We start from the raw sequence: 16011 nt of genomic DNA, 5'->3' as shown, positions 1-16011 counted from the left end.
AAGACCACCCCGCACTCTTTTCCGAACTTCCCAGCTGGATAGCTCTCCCATGGCCGACGACGCCACGACCGCCCGCGACTATCGCGAAACCGTCTTCCTTCCCGACACCCCGTTCCCGATGCGCGGCGGCCTGCCCAAGAAGGAACCCGAGATCCTGGAGGGCTGGGCCGCCCTGTCCGACAAGGGCCTGTACGGCGCGATCCGCAGCCGTCGCCAGGCCGACGGCGCCCCGCTGTTCGTGCTGCATGACGGCCCGCCCTACGCCAACGGGGCCATTCACATCGGCCACGCCCTGAACAAGACGCTGAAGGACTTCGTGGTCCGTTCGCGTTTCGCCCTCGGCTACGACGTCGACTACGTGCCGGGCTGGGACTGCCACGGCCTGCCCATCGAGTGGAAGATCGAGGAAGAGTTCCGCGCCAAGGGTCGTCGCAAGGACGAGGTCCCCGCCGAGGAATTCCGCACCCGCTGCCGCGAATATGCCGGCGGCTGGATCGAGGCCCAGAAGGTGGAATTCCAGCGCCTGGGCATACTGGGTGACTGGTGGAACCGCTACGCCACGATGGACTTCTCGTCCGAGGCCACCATCGTCGCCGAGTTCCACAAGTTCGCCGCCAGCGGACAGCTCTATCGCGGCTCAAAGCCGGTGATGTGGAGCCCTGTTGAACGCACGGCCCTCGCCGAGGCCGAGATCGAGTATCACAACCACGTCTCGCCCACGATCTGGGTGAAGTTCCCGGTAGTCGAGGGCTCGGACGACGCCAGCGGCGCCAGCGTAGTGATCTGGACCACCACCCCCTGGACCATCCCGGCCAACCGTGCGGTCTCTTACAATCCCGACGTCGCCTACGCCGTCTATGAGGTCACGGCCCTGGAGGAGAACCTCGAGTTCGCCCCCTGGTCGGCGGCGGGCGACCGCCTGATCGTGGCCGAAAAGCTGGTTGATGACGTGATGAAGGCGGCCAAGGTCGCGGCCTTCACCAAGGTCGAAAGCGTCGACTGCGAAGGCATGGTCCTGGCCCATCCGCTGTCGGCGCTGGACACACACTACGCCTACGCCGTGCCGATGCTGGCCGGCGACCACGTCACTGACGACGCGGGCACGGGCTTCGTCCACACCGCCCCCGGGCACGGCGCAGACGACTACAATGTCTGGCTGGCCCACGGTCATCGCGAGATCCCCGACACCGTGGATCCCGACGGCGCCTATTATCCGCACGTGCCGATGTTCGGCGGCCTGAAGGTCATCGAGACCGAGGGCAAGAAGGTCGGCAAGTTCGGGGCCGCCAATGGCGCGGTGATGGACAAGCTGATCGAGGCCGGCGGCCTGCTGGCGCGCGGCCGGGTCGAGCACAGCTATCCGCACAGCTGGCGCTCCAAGGCCCCGGTGATCTTCCGCAACACCCCGCAGTGGTTCATCCGCATGGACCATGCCGATGGAAGCGGCTCGACCCTGCGCGAACGCGCCCTGCAATCGATCAAGGACACCGCCTTCCACCCCGACGCCGGCCGCAACCGCATCGGCTCGATGGTCGAAGGCCGTCCCGACTGGCTGGTCAGCCGCCAGCGCGCCTGGGGCACGCCCCTGGCGATGTTCGTCGACAAGCACACCGGCCATCCGCTGATGGACCCGGAGGTCAACGCCCGTATCCTTGCCGCCATCCGCGAAGGCGGCGCCGACGCCTGGTTCAAGCGTCCCGACGCCGACTTCCTGGGCGTTCACGATCCGGACGCCTACGAGAAGATCGGCGACATCCTCGACGTCTGGTTCGATAGCGGCTGCACCCACGCCTTCACCATCGAGGGCCGCGACGACAGCCATTGGCCGGCCGACCTGTATCTCGAAGGCTCCGATCAGCATCGCGGCTGGTTCCAGTCGTCCCTGCTCGAAGGCTGCGGCACGCGCGGCCGCGCGCCGTACAAGGCGGTTCTCACCCATGGGTTCACCCAGGACGAGAACGGCGAGAAGATGTCCAAGTCCAAGGGCAACACCGTCGAGCCGCAGACCATCACCAAGGAAAGCGGCGCCGAAATCCTGCGTCTGTGGGCGGCGATGGTCGACTATTCGGAGGACCAGAGGATCGGCAAGACGATCCTGGCCACCACCACCGACGCCTATCGCAAGCTGCGCAACACTACCCGCTACCTGCTGGGCGCCCTGGCCGGCTTCGACGAGGCCGAGCGGGTCACGAACTACGGCGACTTCCCGCCGCTGGAAAAGTTCATCCTGCACCGCCTGTGGGAACTGGATGGCCAGGTCCGCGCCGCCTACGAGACCTATCGCTTTGCCGACGTCACCCGGCCGCTGATCGAGTTCTGCCAGGGCGACCTGTCGACCCTGTTCTTCGATATCCGCAAGGACAGCCTCTATTGCGACCGTCCCGATGCGATGCGCCGCCGGGCCTATCGCACGGTGTTGGACTACGTCTTCGAGCGCCTTACGATCTGGCTGTCGCCCCTGACCAGCTTCACCATGGAAGAGGCGTGGCAGACGCGCTTCCCCGAGGCGGGGTCCAACAGCCTGCGGGTGATTCCCGAGACGCCGGCCGCGTGGCGCAACGACGCCGAGGCCGCGCGCTGGGCCAAGGTCGGTGTAGTTATGTCGGCCGTCACAAGCGCTCTCGAAGTCGAGCGCCGTGAAAAGCGGATCGGTTCAGCGCTTGAAGCCGCGCCTGTCGTCTACATCAACGATGATGGCCTGCTTGCCGCTTTCAAAGGCCTGGACGCAGCAGAGGTTTTCCGGACCAGCCAAGCTAGCATCCGAAATGCGGCTACCGAGGGCACGCCGGAGAACACCTTCTCAATGGCAAGCACGGACATTGCGGTGTGGGTGAATCCCAAGTTGGCCGAGGGCGCCAAATGCGCCCGCTCATGGCGTATCCTGCCCGAGGTCGGAACCGATCCGCGCTATCCGGAGCTTAGCCTTCGCGACGCGGAAGCTGTAGCGTGGTGGGATAGCCAACACGCTTAGGCTTTGCTTCCTTCTCCCCTTGCGGGAGAAGGTGTCGCGCAGCGACGGATGAGGGGTTGCACGGCGCGACCGAGAAACCCCTCATCCGACCTGCGGAGTTTATCCTCGGGCGCGCGCTTCGCGCGACCCGGGGGCAGGCCACCTTCTCCCGCAGGGGGAGAAGGAAGAGGGTTCCAGAGTGACCGCACTGAACATCACCCGCCACGGCTGGATCGCCTACGCCATCGCCGTGGCCACGGTCGTGCTCGACCAGCTCAGCAAGCTGTGGATTCTCCATGGCCTCGACCTGCCGTCCAAGGGCACGGTCCCCCTGCCCGGCCCGATGGACCTGACCATGGTCTGGAATCGGGGAATGAGCTTTGGCCTGCTCAACGGCGACGCCGGGTGGAGCCGCTGGTTGCTGACCGGGTTTTCGACCGTCGTGGTGGTGGGCCTGGCTATCTGGGCGCGCAAGGCGACCAAGCCGTTCATGGCCGTCGGCCTGGGCATGATCATTGGCGGGGCCATCGGCAACAACCTGATCGACCGGGTCATCTATGGCGCTGTGGCCGACTTCATCGACGTGCGCGACCTCTATTTCCCGTGGATCTTCAACATCGCCGACTCGGCGATATCGGTGGGCGTGGCCTTCCTGCTGCTCGACAGCTTCCTGACGGGCGAGGACAAGCTGGCCCATCCGACCGAATAAGGCCGCAATCGCGAGAGACATTGGCGCCCGCGCCGTGATGTCGTATCGAGAGCGCTCGAAATTTTGGCCCTGGGCGGGCCACGTGGAGCATCTGTTCATGAGTTTCAATCGGGTCGCGACCCTGAGCGTTCTGGCCGCCGTGGCCGCCACGGGCCTCGCCGGTTGCCAATCGGCCTCCAAGGCGCTCGGCATGAGCAAGGTGGTCCCCGACGAATTCCGCGTCGTCACCAAGGCGCCGCTGGTGGTTCCGCCCGACTACGCCCTGCGCCCGCCGGCCCCCGGCGAGCCCCGCCCGCAGGAACTGCAGCCCGAAAGCGCCGCCCGACAGGCCCTGATCGGCCAGAGCATGGCCTCCAGCCGCTCGGATGGCGAAAAGCTCTTGGTCGCCCGCGCCGGCGTCGACAAGGCCGACCCGCTGATCCGCTTCGTCGTCGATGACGAAACCGGCGACCTGGCCCACAAGGACGAGAGCTTTGCCAGCAAGGTGATGTTCTGGAAGAAGGACAAGTCGGTTGAAGTGGCCGCTACGGCGACCGAAACCGGCGCCAACGCCCCGATCGTCGTCGACGCCGCCGCCGAAGAAGCCCGCCTGAAGGCCCTGATGGGCCCAGGCAAGGTGGTGATCAGCCGCGACAAGCAAACCCGGATCAAGCTGCCGGGCCTCTAGCCTCTGAGCCATCCGCGAATTTGACGGCCCGGACGCGCAAGCTTCCGGGCCGTTTTCGTTGAGATCAATCCCCCGGCGTCCGCACCGTGAAACCCTTGGCGCGCATGCGGTCCAGCAAGCCGTTCTGGGCCACCAGCCCGCGGATCGAGAACAGGGCCACCGCGTGGCCGGGAGTCTTCATCGCCTCGGTCAGGGCGGCGATCTCGTCGTCCATTGCCCGCTTCTCCAGCTCGACCATGCCCGGCAGGCTGCGGATGCAGCGCTGGAAGTTGCGCGGCCCGGCGATAGCCGCGCGCACATCGCCTCGCGCCCAGGCCTGAGCGGCCGAGCGGGCCGCGGCGGAGCCCGCCTCGACTTCGCTGAGCACGCCCTCCAGACATAGCTGCCCCGCCTCGGCGGAATGATCGCGCACCGCCGCCTTCATCACGGGCATGGCCTTGTAGGTTCCGGCTGGCCTGGCCTTGACGCGTTTCTTGCGCGCCAGCTTGCCGACCGTGCGTTCGGGCTCGCCGGGGTCCAGCTTCGTGGTTTTCTGATAGTCCATGGCGATCATGATCCCCGCGCCGAGCGGGCTCCATTCGCGATAGGCGTCGGGCTTCTTGCCCAGTTGGGCGCGAACCTTTGCCAGGCGCGGCGCGAGCTCCGGCGCAGCGGCGTCGAGCGACTGGTCGGATTTCAGCTTGCCCCGCAGCTTCAGCATGGCGGGGATGTCGGTCACGCCCGCGCGCCCAACCGGCGGCAAGATCAGAGCGAAGGCGCCCTCCAACCGGCGCTCCAGTACCGATGTGTCCCAGGCCGCGCCCTTGGGCAGGGAGGCCAGCGTGCCCAGCATATGGATCGTGGTGTCACCGTCGGAGATCCGCCACCAGGCGGGGCCAGGCAGCTTGGCGTTGACCACCAACTCCTCGACCAGATTGGCCTCGGGATCTTCGGGGATCTGGGCGTGGGCAGACGGGGCTTGAACCGCCAGCGCAACAAGGGCGGAGACCGCGATCAGACCTGAGCGTTTCATGCACGTTCCGTGAGTTTCAACAGCGGCGCGACGATGGCGCGATCCTTGCGGCTAAAGCTTGGCCTGGGCACTCAAAACCTTGTCATCCCGGCGAAAGCCGGGACCGCAAGAAGCGCTGAGTTCAGGCGTTGGTCCCGGATCTTCGCGCGACGCGCTTCGTCCGGGATGACAGAGCCATAACCATCAAGCTCTCTGTTTCTACAGCCCCGGCGGAATCGATCTAGAATAACGCTCCCTCCGAAAGTCCGACCATGCCGATCCGCCGCCTGCCGCCCGAAACCGTCAACCGCATCGCCGCCGGCGAGGTGGTCGAGCGGCCGGCCAGCGCCATCAAGGAGCTGGTTGATAACGCAGTGGACGCCGGCGCGACGCGGATCGAGGTGGAAGCCCATGGCGGCGGCCTGACCCGCATCCTGGTGGCCGACAACGGCATGGGCCTGTCGGCCGAGGAACTGCCGGTGGCCATCGAGCGCCACGCCACCTCGAAACTGGCCCCCGACGCAGACGGCCTGTGGGACCTGCTGCGCATCCACACCATGGGCTTTCGGGGCGAAGCCCTGCCCTCGATCGGTTCGGTGGCGCGCTTGCAGATTTCTTCCCGCGCCAAGGGTCAAAAGGACGCCTTCTCGATCCTGGTCGAGGGCGGTCAGGTCGGCGAGGTGGCTCCTGCCGCCTTCCCCGGCCCGCACGGCGCGCGGATCGAGGTGCGCGACCTGTTCTACGCTACTCCCGCGCGGCTCAAGTTCATGAAATCCGAGCGCGCCGAGGCCCTGGCGATCACCGAGGAAATCAAGCGCCAGGCCATGGCCCACGAGGCGGTCGGCTTCTCGTTGGACATCGATGGCCGCCGGGTGCTGCGCCTCCTGCCCGAGCATCCGGGTCCGCAAGGCCGTCTGGCGCGCCTGGCCGCCGTGCTGGGGCGCGATTTCCAGGACAACGCCATCGAGATCGACCAGACCCGCGACGGCGTGCGGCTGACAGGTTTCGCTGGCCTGCCGACCTATAATCGCGGCAACGCGGCCCATCAGTACCTGTTCGTCAACGGCCGTCCGGTGCGCGACCGGCTGCTGCAGGGCGCCCTGCGCGCTGCCTATGCCGACTTTCTGGCCCGAGACCGCCACCCGACTGCGGCGCTCTATGTGTCGCTGGACACCGCCGAGGTCGACGTCAACGTCCACCCGGCCAAGGCCGAGGTGCGGTTCCGCGATCCGGCCCTGGTGCGGGGTTTGATCGTCGGGGCGCTGCGCCATGCGCTGGCCGGAGCCGGGCACCGGGCCTCGACCACGGTGGCGACCCAGGCGCTGGACAGTATCCGCGCGCAAGGGGCGTCATTCGGTGGCTCACCGTTTCAGTTCCGGGCCGATCCCTCGCCTGCCGGCTTCTCGGCCTGGCGCGAGGGCGGCTGGGCGCCGCCGCGCCCGCAGGTGTTGCCCGGTCTGTCTGACGTCTCGGCGCGGGTCGAGCCCGGGTTCGGCGACGTGCTGAGCCAGGCCTATGACGCGGTCCAGAACACCGACCCTTCGCAGAGTTATCCCCGGGCTGGCAACTGCGCCGCGCCGCCATTCGATCCCGTCGACTTCCCGCTGGGCGCGGCCCGGGCCCAGGTGCACGAGACCTATATCGTCGCCCAGACGCGCGACGGCATGGTCATCGTCGACCAGCACGCCGCCCACGAGCGCCTCGTCTACGAGCGCATGAAAGGCGAGATGGAGAGCGGCGGCGTCGCCCGCCAGACCCTGCTGCTGCCCGAGGTGGTGGACCTGGATCCAGCAGAGGCCGAGCGCGTCATCGCCCGCGCCGAGGAGCTGGCGACCCTGGGCCTGATCGTCGAGAGCTTTGGTCCGGGCGCGGTTCTGGTGCGCGAGACCCCGGCCCTGCTGGGCCAGACCGACGCCGGCGGCCTGATCCGCGACATCGCCGACGATCTGGCCGAGAACGGTCAGGCCCTGGCCCTGAAGGAGCGACTGGAAGAGGTCTGCTCGACCATGGCCTGCCACGGCAGCGTCCGCGCCGGTCGCCGCCTCAACGGGGCCGAGATGAACGCTCTGCTCCGCGAGATGGAGGCCACGCCCCATTCTGGCCAGTGCAACCACGGCCGTCCGACCTATGTGGAACTGAAGCTGGCCGACATCGAGCGCCTGTTTGGGCGTCGATAGGCCATCGGGCCTACTGATCAGGCCACGCTTGAGACCATGTCCGGGTCTGGCCGAACCGACCAATCGTGCAGGGGCAGCTGGAGCGCCGAGCAGGGTGAAACCGGAGCCGGGTTCTCCAACAGGTCGGTCACGCCTGGCCCCGTGATGAACTGCACACCCAACTCGATACAGGCGTTCACCTCGCGGCGGCGGCTTACGTCAGTCACGCCCTGCCACATTCGCTTGCGCCGATAGGTGGCGGCGGCGCGCATGAAGCGCGAGATGGCTGCCAGCCGCACGAACTCCGCGCCTGTCGGCAAGGTCAGGGTCACACTGGCTGCCAGTTCTGGCGCCAGATCGTCGATCTGAAACGCCGGATCGGCGACGCGCAGGTCGATCCGCGAGAAAAAGGGGTAAAGGAAACGCTTCATCTGCGACAAGGCCGAAAAAGACGGTGCGCGGGGCGTACCGTAGACTGCGGCCGCCAGCCGGCCCCGGTGCGCTTGCGGCAAGGCTTCGAGATACGGCTTCAATTCGGCCCGGACGCTGGGTTTGACGAGACTCGAGAAGCTGATCGGGAAGAACATGACCCCCGATTCCATGCTCTCCAACGCCAGCTTGGCGCCTTGCAGGTTGGGCAGATCATGCGCCGCCTCGTTCGTGTCAGAGGCTGGCGGCAGTTTCATACCGAAGGCAGACATCGAACCAACTTCGCGCAGGACAGCGAAATTGCCCACGAAGACTTCGCGCTGGGTGTGAAAGACGCCGCGATAGGCGGTGCGAGCCGGAGCAACCACAGACGCTTGGGCGCGCAGGACCTCCATGGGAGGCTCGCCCGCCACAGGTCCGCCAGGCGGAGCCACCGAAAGGACCTCGGTTGGGGTGATCCTGCAGACCCGACCAGCGAAGGCGTCGTCTTGTTCGCCGCTCACCAGCCGCTTCAACAGGTCGGCCGGCGACCCCGCGAAGCGCCGTCCGATCAGGCCGCGCTTCGAGCCTGGGCGATGGGGGTGCCTTCCGCCTGGGCGACCGGCTTGTCGAGGAAGGCGGTGACCGCCGGTCCGCGGACGCGGGCGACGCCGCCCTGGCGGCAGGCTTCCAGCTCGTTGGCGCTGGCGACGCCGGCCACTATCTGGGCCACGCCCTTGCCACGATAGACGCCCTGGCGCTCGACGAATTTCAGGATCTGGGTCAGGCGCTCGCGCTCGTCCTCGCCCGTGAGGGTCAGGGTGACGCTGTCGATCAGTTCCGGTGGCAGGTTGTGAACCGGGAAGGTCGGATCGAAGACGTTGAGATCGAGGAAGGCGAAGCTGCCCTTCAGGAAGGCGCGGATCTGGCTGACCAGCCCCAGCGAGGCCTCGCGCGGGGTGCCATAGACGCTGGCGCCCAGACGCGGCTGGAGGTCGAGCGGATAGCGCGACAGCCGGCCCTTGTAGGCGTCCTGAGCATGCGGTGTCGTCAGGTTCCAGAAGCCGAACGGCACGTAGAAGTCGCCGAACGGCGCGGTCTTGAACGCGGTCTGGGCGTCGTTGAGGCAGCTGAGGTCGCGGGTCAGCAGCGCCGAGTCGGCCTCGGGCGGCGGCTCGGTGAGATCGGCGCGCAGGCCGATCATCGAGCCGACAAAGGCCTCGGTCGGCAGGTCATAGAGACCCCACCAACCGGTCTTCGCCGGCGGGGGCGGCGGAGGCGGCGCAGGCTTGGCCCGCGCGACCGGCGCGGGGGTCGGAGTCGGAGTCGTACGCTTCGCGACCTGAACCGGCGCTGGCTCCGGAGCCGGAGCCGGAGCGGCTGCCTGGGGCGCGGGCGCGAGCTGCGCAGGAGTTGGCGGAGGCGAAGCGGCGGCTTCGGCTTCGGCGGCCTGCCGGGCTTCCTCGTGAGTGCTGGGCACGGCCCGGATCTCGTCGGCCGTGATCACCTGAACCCGTCCGGCGGCGCCACCATAGCCCTTGCCGGCCACAAGGCCGGCCAGTTCGCCCTGGCTCAGACTGGCGAACTTGAGCACGGCGCTCTCGTCGCCCTCGAAGGTCATCAGGCAGACCTGACCGCTCTTGCGGCCCGGGAACAGCTGGGCCTCCATCTCGGCGGCCAGAGCCTGCATTTCCACTGGGTCCAGCTGCTCGGCGCGATTGTCGGCGAGGACAAAGGCCAGCGGAGCCACGGCGCCGTAACGGCGCGGCGCCCTCCATCGCGCTTTCAGATAGATATCGGCCGCCGTCTGGGCTCGCGCCGCGGGGAAGGCGTCGTCATCAATAAGCAGTCGAAGACAGGCGATCGCGGTCATGGCCGCAAAGCTAAGGTCGAATGCTCGATAATTCGTTACACGTAATGGTGGAACGCCGTTATCCTTGTTGAATGGGCTGCGACCGTTTCGCGCAGTCCGGCGCCGCCCGGCCCCGTCAGACGAAGCTCTCGGTCAGCCTGAAATCCAGTCGCTGCTTGACCCCGGGCCAGTCGGCGTCGGTGATCGAGAACACCGCGGTGTCGCGCACGTGGCCGGTCCAGGTGATCTTGTGATTGCGCAGCACGCCGTCCTTGTCGGCGCCCAGCTTTTCGACCGCTGCCTGGCTACGAGCGTTGCGGACATCGACCATGAACTCGACCCGGATCGCGCCAGCATTGAAGGCGTGGGTCAGCAGCAGGCGCTTTGACTCCGGGTTGATCGGACCTGAACGCGCGTCGGGGTGCAGAAAGGTCGAGCCGACTTCGAGCCCTTTATGCAGGCGGCGGATGTTCAAATAGCTGGAGGTGCCCACCACCTTGCCGTCCGACAGCCGGCGAATGGCGAAGCCGATCCGTTCGCCGCGCTGGGTCTCGCCCTGCAGCGCGCCCCACCAGTCCTCGAAACCCTCCCCGCAGCCATTGATCGACATGATCTCCCAGCTGGCGGGATCGCAATCGATGGCGCCGCGCAGTTCGTCGCGCAGAGCGCCAGGAAGATTGGGGGTGATCGGTTCCAGCCGGACGTAGCGGCCTTCGAGGGGGAGAATCTGGATGTCCATGAAGCGCAGAATGGCTCGGCCGAGCGGTTCCGCGCAAGGCGGTCGGTGCGGCCGTCAGCATGCTGACACAGCCTGACACACCGACGCCGCAAGTTCCGGGCTGCCGCCACGCAGAGCGCGGCCTATTGGCAGCCGACGGTCGATGACGACCACGCTGCAGCTTGGGGGGATGGATGACGTCGAAACCGCGATGGGCAGGCTATGGCCTGTGGTTCATCCTGCTCCTGGGAACGGCGGGCGTCGGCCTGGCCAGACCGGCGGTCGCCGCCGAGGGCGCGCCTTACCGGCAAGCCCTGGACGAAGCCTGGTGGACAGGTCCGCTGCTGGCCTCGGGCGCCTCGACCCTGCCCAAGGGCCGGGCCCTGATCGAGCCCTATCTATGCAACGCCAAGCCCTATGGCCGGATCGACGCCAAGGGCCGTCGTCACGACACGCCGGACGAGGATAACTGGGGCTCGCAGACCTATCTGCTCTATGGCGTGACCGACACCTTCACGGCCGGCCTGATCCCCCGCTTCGGCTATCGCCGGGCCGGCGGGCGCTCGAGCTCTGGCTTCGGACTGGGCGACCTGACCCTCCAGGGCCAGTACCGCCTGACCCAGTACCGCGAGGGCCGGCGAACGCCGACGATCTCCCTGGTCCTGCAGGATACCCTGCCGGTTGGTCGCCAGGACAAGCTCGACAACCGTCCTAACGACGGCTTTGGAAGCGGCGCCTACGCCACTACGCTGGGGGTCAATTCCCAGACCTATTTCTGGACGCCCAATGGCCGGATCCTGCGCACCCGCCTGAACCTAGCCTATACCCGCTCGGCCCAGGCCGATGTGCGCGGCGCCAGTGTCGATGGCACGCCATCGGGCTTTTCGGGCCAGGCCAGGCCGGGCGACTCGTTCAATCTCGACCTGGCCTTCGAATACAGCATCACCCGCCAATGGGTTGCGGCGATGGACATCGCCTATCAGCGCGACGCCAGCACCCATGTGTTCCGCACCGGGGTCGATGGGACCGCCTTCGAACGCCGTTCGCCGGTCGGCAAGGCGCTGATCCGGGCCCAGGCGATCGAGTACAACATGACCAGCGCTGTGGGCGTGATCGTGGGCGCATGCATCATCCCGGCGGGTCGCAACACCACCGCCTCGTTCACGCCGGTGATTGCGGTGAACTACGTGCTTTAGACCAGCGCTTCCCGATCCGACCCGCTTGCCGTCCGCGTCAATTCGGTGTTAGAAATCGTTCAAACAAGCGTTTGACAGCACAAGAACGGGATTGGGAAGCGCCATGGATTTCGACATCTCCCCCACGCAGCGGCAGTTCCTCGATCGCGTCACCGCGTTCATGCACGAGCACATCGTCCCCGCCATCCCCCGCTATGAGGCCGAGATGAACGTGCTGGGGGCCGAGCGCTGGAAGGTGGTGCAGGTCGTCGAGGAGCTGAAGGCCAAGGCCAAGGCCGCGGGTCTGTGGAACTTCTTCATGCCGCCGCACAGCGGCCAGACCCACGTTGACGATACGTTCGTCTTCGAGGGCGTGCAGCTGACCAACCTCGAATACAGCCTGATCGCCGAACAGCTGGGCAAGGTAGGCTTCGCGTCCGAGGTGTTCAATTGCTCGGCGCCCGACACCGGCAATATGGAAGTGCTGATGCGCTACGGCACGCTGGAGCAGAAGGAGCGCTGGCTGCGCCCCCTGATGAACGGCGAGATCCGTAGCGCCTTCCTGATGACCGAGCCTGATGTCGCCTCCTCGGACGCCACCAATATCGAGACCCGCATCGAGCGCGACGGCGACCACTATGTGATCAACGGCCGCAAGTGGTGGTCCTCGGGCGTGGGCGATCCGCGCTGCAAGGTCGCCATCGTCATGGGCAAGACCGATCCGGAAAACGCCAGCCGCCACGCCCAGCAAAGCCAGGTTCTGGTGCCGCTGGATGCGCCCGGCATCGAGATCGTCCGCATGCTGCCGGTGTTCGGCTATGACGACGCGCCGCACGGCCACGCCGAGGTGATCCTCAAGAACGTCCGCGTTCCGGTGGAAGAGGCTCTGTTGCTAGGCGAAGGTCGCGGCTTCGAGATTGCCCAGGGCCGCCTTGGCCCTGGCCGCATCCACCACTGCATGCGCACCATCGGCACGGCGGAAGTCGCGCTGGAAAAGATGTGCAAGCGCCTGATGAGCCGCAAGGCGTTTGGCAAGTACATCTCCGACCAGTCGGTGTGGGAAGAACGCGTCGCCGACGCCCGCATCGACATCGAGATGTGCCGGCTGCTGTGCCTGAAGGCCGCCGACATGATGGACAAGGCCGGCAACAAGTCGGCCCGACTGGAGATCGCCATGATCAAGGTCGCGGCCCCCCGCCTGGCCCTGAAGATCATCGACGACGCCATCCAGGCCCACGGCGGCGGCGGCGTGACCACCGATTTCGGCCTCGCCAAGGCCTATGCCGGCATCCGGACCCTGCGCCTGGCCGACGGCCCGGACGAGGTCCACCAGCGCACCATCGCCCGCATGGAATACGGCAAGTACGGCGATCTGGTCTTCAAGCAGAAGACCGAGAAGGAAGCGGCCCTGCAGGTGGCGGGGATTCGCTGATCCAATATGGTGGAGCTCTCGTAGCTCCACCATTACAGCTTGCGAGCATCGGCTAAACGGGTCAACCTTTCCGGGCATAACCGCGGGGGACTCGTCATGCCACAGTACTCACCGTCACGCGTATCCGCTGAACTCGCCTTTTCCACCCCTCTGGCCCGCGGCCTAAAGAACGCCCGCGTTAAACGGGTGCAGGAATGGCTGACGCTACAGGGCTTGGCCCTGTCGATTGATTCCGACTTCGGCGGAGCTACCTTCACCCAGGTGCAGGCCTTTCAGGCCAAGGCCGGCCTGCCAAAGACCGGAATCGTCGACGCGGCCACCTTCGCCGCCCTGACAGCTCCCATGACCAAGGCCATCCAGTACGCGCCGGCGGCCGGCCAGGCCCTCTCCCCGCTAATCGCCCAGTACGCCGCCCTGCACGTGGCCCAGCATCCTCGTGAGGCGGGCGGGGACAATCTGGGCCCCTGGGTGCGAGCCTATCTGGGCTGGGAGGGCAGCGCGGCCCGCTGGTGCGCCGGCTTTGCCTGTTTCGCGCTGGAACAGGCCGCCGCCGCCGTGGGCCAGAAGCCGCCCATCCAGTCTTCGGCCAGTTGCGACACCCTGGCCGATCGCGCCAAGGCCATCGGCAAGTTCATCCCGGGCTCCAGGATCGCCAGCGGCCAGGTTTCCAAGTCGGCCATCGCTCCTGGCAGCTTCTTCCTGGTGCGGGCCAGTTCCAACGACTGGATACATGTCGGCGTGGTCAAATCCGCCGGCCCCGACGCCTTCGCCACCTACGAGGGCAATACCAATGACGAAGGCTCGTCCAACGGCTTCGAAGCGGTGGAGCGGGTTCGCGGTTACAGGGACAAGGACTTCATCGTCTGGTGACCCAAGGGCGCGCTGGCCCCGGTCGATGCGTCCCTTGCTCAGCGCAACAATCGGGCGGACAGCCGGCCTCGCGCGCCCGATAGTCCGCTCATGACTCGCCCCGCCCGCCTGCGCCCCGTCAGCCTACGCTTCAGCCGAATTGCCTCCCCGATCGGCGAGATTCTGCTGGTCACGGATGAGGCGGGAACGGTGCGGGCGCTCGATTTTCATGACTACGCGCCGCGCATGATGCGGCTGCTGCGCCTGCACTACGGCGCACTGACGCTGGAGAACGGCCCGGCGCCGATGGCCCCGCGCAAGGCGGTAACCGACTATTTCGAAGGCCAGTTGGACGCCCTCTCCGCCATCTCATGGGCCACGGGCGGGACGGACTTTCAGCGCGCAGTCTGGGCCGCCCTGATGGACGTGCCCGTCGGAACCACTTCGACCTATGCCGCCCTCGCCGCCCGCATCGGCAAGCCGGCCGCCGTGCGCGCCGTCGGAGCGGCGAATGGCGCCAATCCCATAGCTATCCTTGTACCCTGCCATCGCCTGATCGGGGCGAGCGGCGCGCTCACCGGCTATGGCGGAGGGCTTGAGCGCAGGGCCTGGCTGCTAGAGCATTTTCCGATAAGTGTGAAACGGTTATCGGATCGAAAAATGCTCTAACCCTCTGATTTAGAGACTTTTTCGCCCGACCCTGATGAAGCCATCAGGTCGGAAAGGGCTCTAGGACACGAGGGCGCGCGGGCCTAAGCGATTATCCCGCCGCGCAAGACCAGCCGGCCGGGATTGAGGAAGGGCAGGCTGAGGGTGATGCCGATAAGGACCTCAAACGCCAGATTGCCCAGATTGAACCTGCCGCCGGCCCGGTCGATCAGCAGCGAAGCGGCCCGGCCGAGCGCCGCGCCGAACCAGGCCAGAGCCAGGACGAAGGCCATCGCCGCGCCGATCCCCGGCTGATAGCCCAAATATAACGCCGCCCCGGCGTGGGACAGAACCAGCAGGCCCCCGAAGGCTCGGCCTTCCGCCAACAGCGGGGTCGGCGCAGCCTCGCCCTCGGCCAGGCCCGCCAGACCCAGCACCTGGGCCGGCCGCGCCAGGGCGATACCGCCCAGCGCGCCGCCGATCGTGCAGGCGATCACGGCCAGCAGCAGGGACAGGGCGTAGCTCGACATGCGCGGGGCGCTCCTTCAGGTCGGATTAAGCGGGCAGGTCGGATCAGGCGGGCGCGTGGCAGACGGCTTCGACATTGAAGCCGTCCGGGTCGAGCGCGAACCCGCCATAGCAGTGTTCATGGTAATGTGGGCGAAGTCCGGGCGCGCCGTTGTCGCGTCCGCCGGCCGCCATCGCCGCCGCGTAGAAGGCATCGATCAGGTCCCGCGTCCCGGCCAGAAAGCAGCCGTGCAGCCGTCCCGAGGTGTCGCCTCGGCCCGAGATCCGGAACTGCGGCCGCTCGACCCCATAGCCGGTGACATCGACGCCGCCGCTGCGCTCCAGCGGCACAGTGAAGAGGCGGTTGATTCCCAAAGGGGCGAGAGCCTGGTCGTAGAAGCGCGTGGACCGTTCGAAATCGGTCACGCCAAAGCCCAGATGGTCGAACATTTCGGCTTCTCCCTTAACCGTCATCGCAAAAAGTTCGCCCAGCGCGTCCTTGACTCCCGGGAGCCCCGGACCTAACTCAGGCCTGCGTTGGCACTCATAGGCCGCGACTGCTAACAGCAGCGTTTCCACCGCCAACGACCCCTTTATCGATAACCGTCCCGACGGAGAACAACCATGAAATTTCGTCCCCTTGGCGACCGCGTCCTCGTGAAGCGCGTCGAAGAAGAAACCAAAACCAAGGGCGGGATCATCATCCCCGACACCGCCAAGGAAAAGCCGCAAGAAGGCGAAGTCGTCGCCGTCGGCCCCGGCGCGCGTAACGACAAGGGCGACGTCGTCGCTCTGGACCTGAAGGCCGGAGACAAGATCCTGTTCGGCAAGTGGTCGGGCAGCGAAGTGAAGGTCGACGGTGAAGACCTGCTGATCATGAAGGAAAGCGACGTCCTGGGCGTGATCGAGGCCTAACCGCTTCTCATACCGTTCGACCCGCCTTCAATTC

15 protein-coding genes and 1 pseudogene are annotated in these 16011 nt (G+C 66.7%); 10 read left to right on the top strand and 6 right to left on the bottom strand.

The annotated features are described in order from the left end of the window. Positions 1–49: 49 nt before the first annotated feature. The 4 genes and pseudogenes from ileS to ACP69S_RS09825 all read left to right on the top strand — a co-directional run bounded on the left by ileS (position 50) and on the right by ACP69S_RS09825 (position 4326). Positions 50–2971 (top strand): isoleucine--tRNA ligase, encoded by a 2922-nt coding sequence (gene ileS / locus ACP69S_RS09840; protein ID WP_425996702.1) that lies wholly within the window; start codon positions 50–52, stop codon positions 2969–2971. Then, a pseudogene (locus tag ACP69S_RS09835) lies at positions 2955–3136 on the top strand (hypothetical protein); the annotation flags it as partial. The gene ileS and the pseudogene ACP69S_RS09835, both read left to right, overlap by 17 nt. A gap of 13 nt (positions 3137–3149) precedes the next feature. Next, complete coding sequence (lspA, locus tag ACP69S_RS09830; protein WP_425996700.1) at positions 3150–3659, top strand: signal peptidase II; 510 nt, start codon at positions 3150–3152, stop codon at positions 3657–3659. A 97-nt stretch (positions 3660–3756) separates the two neighbouring features. After that, complete coding sequence (locus ACP69S_RS09825; protein ID WP_425996698.1) at positions 3757–4326, top strand: DUF3035 domain-containing protein; 570 nt, start codon at positions 3757–3759, stop codon at positions 4324–4326. A gap of 64 nt (positions 4327–4390) precedes the next feature. Here ACP69S_RS09825 and ACP69S_RS09820 read toward each other — a convergent pair whose 3' ends face one another. Then, entirely contained in the window at positions 4391–5338 is a 948-nt protein-coding gene (locus ACP69S_RS09820; protein ID WP_425996696.1) for a TraB/GumN family protein, read from the bottom strand. A gap of 251 nt (positions 5339–5589) precedes the next feature. On the opposite strand from ACP69S_RS09820, the gene mutL reads away from it, so the two are divergent. Further along, positions 5590–7494 (top strand): DNA mismatch repair endonuclease MutL, encoded by a 1905-nt coding sequence (gene mutL, locus ACP69S_RS09815; protein ID WP_425996694.1) that lies wholly within the window; start codon positions 5590–5592, stop codon positions 7492–7494. Positions 7495–7511: 17 nt separating this feature from the next. Here the strand turns inward: mutL and ACP69S_RS09810 are convergent, their stop codons facing one another. The 3 genes from ACP69S_RS09810 to ACP69S_RS09800 all read right to left on the bottom strand — a co-directional run bounded on the left by ACP69S_RS09810 (position 7512) and on the right by ACP69S_RS09800 (position 10472). Beyond that, positions 7512–8405 carry a hypothetical protein gene (locus tag ACP69S_RS09810; RefSeq protein ID WP_425996692.1) on the bottom strand — a complete coding sequence of 298 codons (894 nt, stop codon included), beginning with the start codon at positions 8403–8405 and terminating at the stop codon, positions 7512–7514. 47 nt (positions 8406–8452) lie between these two features. Then, complete coding sequence (locus ACP69S_RS09805) at positions 8453–9754, bottom strand: hypothetical protein (protein WP_425996690.1); 1302 nt, start codon at positions 9752–9754, stop codon at positions 8453–8455. 115 nt (positions 9755–9869) lie between these two features. Then, the gene (locus tag ACP69S_RS09800; protein WP_425996688.1) at positions 9870–10472 is read right to left on the bottom strand and encodes a GNAT family N-acetyltransferase; all 603 of its coding nucleotides are present in this window, start codon (positions 10470–10472) and stop codon (positions 9870–9872) included. A 173-nt stretch (positions 10473–10645) separates the two neighbouring features. Here ACP69S_RS09800 and ACP69S_RS09795 point away from each other — a divergent pair, with 173 nt between their 5' ends. The 4 genes from ACP69S_RS09795 to ACP69S_RS09780 all read left to right on the top strand — a co-directional run bounded on the left by ACP69S_RS09795 (position 10646) and on the right by ACP69S_RS09780 (position 14576). Continuing rightward, entirely contained in the window at positions 10646–11647 is a 1002-nt protein-coding gene (locus ACP69S_RS09795) for a transporter (RefSeq protein WP_425996686.1), read from the top strand. Between the two features lie 103 nt (positions 11648–11750). Then, positions 11751–13058 (top strand): acyl-CoA dehydrogenase family protein, encoded by a 1308-nt coding sequence (locus ACP69S_RS09790; protein WP_425996684.1) that lies wholly within the window; start codon positions 11751–11753, stop codon positions 13056–13058. Between the two features lie 96 nt (positions 13059–13154). Next, positions 13155–13928 (top strand): peptidoglycan-binding domain-containing protein, encoded by a 774-nt coding sequence (locus ACP69S_RS09785; RefSeq protein WP_425996682.1) that lies wholly within the window; start codon positions 13155–13157, stop codon positions 13926–13928. Between the two features lie 90 nt (positions 13929–14018). Next, complete coding sequence (locus tag ACP69S_RS09780) at positions 14019–14576, top strand: methylated-DNA--[protein]-cysteine S-methyltransferase (RefSeq protein WP_425996680.1); 558 nt, start codon at positions 14019–14021, stop codon at positions 14574–14576. 83 nt (positions 14577–14659) lie between these two features. Here ACP69S_RS09780 and ACP69S_RS09775 read toward each other — a convergent pair whose 3' ends face one another. Continuing rightward, positions 14660–15085, bottom strand: coding sequence for a DUF4345 family protein (locus tag ACP69S_RS09775; RefSeq protein WP_425996678.1), 426 nt, complete (start codon positions 15083–15085; stop codon positions 14660–14662). A gap of 43 nt (positions 15086–15128) precedes the next feature. Next, positions 15129–15641, bottom strand: a complete 513-nt coding sequence (locus tag ACP69S_RS09770; protein ID WP_425996676.1) for a VOC family protein — start codon at positions 15639–15641, stop codon at positions 15129–15131. 45 nt (positions 15642–15686) lie between these two features. Between ACP69S_RS09770 and groES the strand changes: the two genes are divergently transcribed. After that, a complete protein-coding gene (groES, locus tag ACP69S_RS09765; RefSeq protein ID WP_007665932.1) occupies positions 15687–15977 on the top strand; it encodes a co-chaperone GroES in 291 nt (96 codons plus the stop codon). The last annotated feature ends 34 nt before the right edge of the window (positions 15978–16011 follow it).

The organism is Caulobacter sp. DWR1-3-2b1 (genome assembly GCF_049895765.1).
In the GTDB taxonomy this organism is placed as follows: Bacteria; Pseudomonadota; Alphaproteobacteria; order Caulobacterales; family Caulobacteraceae; genus Caulobacter.
Note: the sequence above shows the minus strand (reverse complement) of the source record. Positions and strands in the feature narration are given on the sequence as shown.